The organism is Mycobacterium sp. NAZ190054 (assembly GCF_001545925.1).
In the GTDB taxonomy this organism is placed as follows: domain Bacteria; phylum Actinomycetota; class Actinomycetes; order Mycobacteriales; family Mycobacteriaceae; genus Mycobacterium.
The window spans coordinates 1-2863 of the sequence record NZ_LMVQ01000360.1 but is presented as its reverse complement, the minus strand read 5'-3'; the positions used below and the strand labels follow the sequence as shown (position 1 = coordinate 2863).

Sequence of the window (2863 nt, the reverse complement as noted above, 5' to 3'; positions counted from 1 at the left end):
GTTGAGTGAGCTTGTCAGCCGCACGTCAGAGCCGTTCTCGTCCAACGACGATGCCACCGAATTCATCACCAGCGATACCTACGGCGAATTCTGATCGCTGCTAGTCCACTTAAGCAGATAAGCAGTAAGTTTGTTCGAAAGTATGTCGGGGATCGACTTGCAGGACGCGGTGAGCGGGTTGTGTGCCGCCTTCGACGAGGTGGCCACCTGTGAGGTCGACCTGCTGACCCGACCCGAGCTGATGGCGGCCCTGGATGAACTCGAAACCCTGGGGTGTCGGCTGCCCACGATGAGTCACCGCCTGCTGGCCCGCCTGCAGGCCGAGGCCACCCCCCAGGCAATGGGGGCGAAATCGTGGAAAGAAGTGCTCACGGTGCGCTGGCGGATCTCGACCAGCGAGGCCCACCGCAGGTTGACCGAAGCCGCCCTGTTGGCGCCGCGCCAGGCATTCACCGGGCCGTCGCTGCCGCCGGTGCTGCCCGCCACAGCGGTCGCCCAAGCCCACGGGCTGATCACCGCCGAACACGTCGAGGTGATCCGCAAAGCGGTCAACAAGCTGCCCGGCTGGGTCGACACTGAAGCGCCCTGGAAATCCCGGAGGCTCCTGACCTTGGAAACGAGGATGCAGGTATGCCGAAGGAACAGTCGCCCGGGAAGCCGACGACACGTCGATACAGTGCTGAGGAGAAGGCCGCCGCGGTGCGGATGGTCCGCACCTTGCGGGCTGAGCTGGGGACCGAGCAGGGCACGGTGCAGCGCGTTGCTCGCCAGCTCGGCTACGGCGTGGAGTCGGTGCGCACCTGGGTCCGCCAGGCCGATATCGACGAGGGTCTGGCTCCCGGGGTGAGCACCTCGGAGTCGAAGAGGGTGCAGGAACTCGAGCAGGAGATTCGAGAACTCAAGCGTGCCAACGAGATTCTGAAACGAGCGGCGAGTTTCTTCGGGGCGGAGCTCGACCGCCAACACAAGAAATAGTCGAGTTCATCGACGCCAATCGCGAGGAGTTCGGGGTCGAGCCCATCTGCAGGGTTCTGCGCAGCGCAGGCCTGCAGGTGGCCCTGAGCACCTATTACGACGCCAAAGCCCGGGTTCTGTCGGCGCGGGCCCAGCGTGACGCCGTCCTGGGGCCGGCGTTGTGTCAGCTCTGGAAAGACAACTACTGCGTCTACGGGGCCCGCAAGCTCTGGAAAACCGCCCGCCGCGAGGGCTATGACGTCGGCCGCGATCAGGTGGCCCGGCTGATGCGCGCCGCCGGCATCGGAGGAGTCCGGCGCGGCAAACGGGTCCGCACCACCAAACCCGACCCGGCCGCGGCGCGGCATCCGGATCTGGTGAAGCGAAATTTCACCGCGACGGCCCCGAACCAGCTCTGGGTGACCGATCTGACGTTCGTGCCGACCTGGGCCGGGGTGGCGTATGTGTGCTTCATCATCGATGCGTATTCGCGGATGATCGTGGGGTGGCGGGCGGCCAGCATATGCGCACCTCGATGGTCCTCGACGCGGTGGAGATGGCTAGGTGGTCACGTGGAAATATGTTGCCAGGCTTGAGATGTCACTCCGATGCCGGGTCGCAATTCACCTCCATTCGCTACGGGGAAAGGCTCGCTGAGATCGGCGCCGTCCCGTCAATCGGGACCGTTGGGGACAGTTTCGATAACGCTCTCGCGGAGACGGTGAACGGCTACTACAAGGCCGAATTGATCTACGGCCCCGCCCGCAGTGGGCCATGGAAGACCGACGAAGACGTCGAGTTGGCGACGCTCAGCTGGGTCTACTGGCACAACACCCGCAGACTGCACAGCTACCTCGGCGACATCCCACCTGCCGAGTTCGAAGCCGCGTTCTACGATGCATACCGGACCGACCAACCCTTGATCGGAATCCAATAGCCCGTGCCTCCGGGAAACCCAGGGCGCTTCACACCACGACCCGCGAGCAGTTCGAGGCCGACCTGGTGCACACCGCGGCCGGCAACGGACCCAAAGAACTCAAAGACTGCGCGGAGTTGACGCTGTTCCTGCTCGATCAGGACGGCCCCGAACCCGACGACACCGAACACGCCCGCAAACGCGGCGTCACGATCAGCAAACAAGGCCCCGACGGGATGAGCGCGATGACCGCCCAGCTCACCCCGGAAGCACGCGCGGTGCTCGAAGCGATCCTCGCCAAGTACGCCGCACCCGGAATGTGTAACCCCGACGACCCCCAACCGTGTACCTCCGGCACACCGACCCAAGCCCAGATCGACAACGACCACCGCAGCCTGACCCAACGCCAACACGACGCGCTGGTCGCCGTCGGGCGGATCGCCCTGATGAGCGGCGACCTCGGGAAACTCAACGGACTGCCGGTCTCGATCATCATCCGCACCACCCTGCAAGACCTGCAATCCCGCGCCGGGGTCGGCACCACCGGCGGCGGCACCGTCATGCCCATCAAAGAGGTGATCCGGCTGGCCGGACACGCCAACCACTACCTGGCCGTGTTCGACAACGCGACCGGCTCAGCGCTGGATCTGTTCCGCGCCAAACGCACCGCCACCCCGGCCCAACGGATCATGCTGATCGCCCGCGACGGCGGATGCACCAAACCCTGCTGCACCATCGGCGCCTACGGCTCCCAGGTCCACCACGTCGTCACCGACTGGGCCGACGGCGGCAACACCAACATCGACGAACTCGGCCTGGCCTGCGGACCCCACAACCGCAGCGTCAACCCAGACGGCGGCTGGACCGGGACTGTCAGATAAACGGTGGATCTGACTTGGCATCGGTTAGTTGCCAGTCGGAGTGATCCGGCCGTTGAAGGTGATCGCGAACGCGTTCAATGCGGGCTTCCACCTCACTGCCCATCGTGCCTTA

3 pseudogenes and 1 other annotated feature are annotated in these 2863 nt (G+C 64.9%); all 3 pseudogenes read left to right on the top strand.

Features of this window, described 5'->3' with window-relative positions:
* Positions 1-142 precede the first annotated feature (142 nt).
* A pseudogene (locus ASJ79_RS31370) lies at positions 143-577 on the top strand (DUF222 domain-containing protein); the annotation flags it as partial.
* Positions 578-630: 53 nt separating this feature from the next.
* Positions 631-1891 (top strand): annotated as a pseudogene (locus tag ASJ79_RS21670) (IS3 family transposase).
* Positions 930-1061 (top strand) — a sequence feature (AL1L pseudoknot). (Overlaps the previous pseudogene by 132 nt.)
* Positions 1888-2736, top strand: a pseudogene (locus ASJ79_RS21665) (DUF222 domain-containing protein); the annotation flags it as partial. The pseudogenes ASJ79_RS21670 and ASJ79_RS21665, both read left to right, overlap by 4 nt.
* Between the last annotated feature and the right edge of the window lie 127 nt (positions 2737-2863).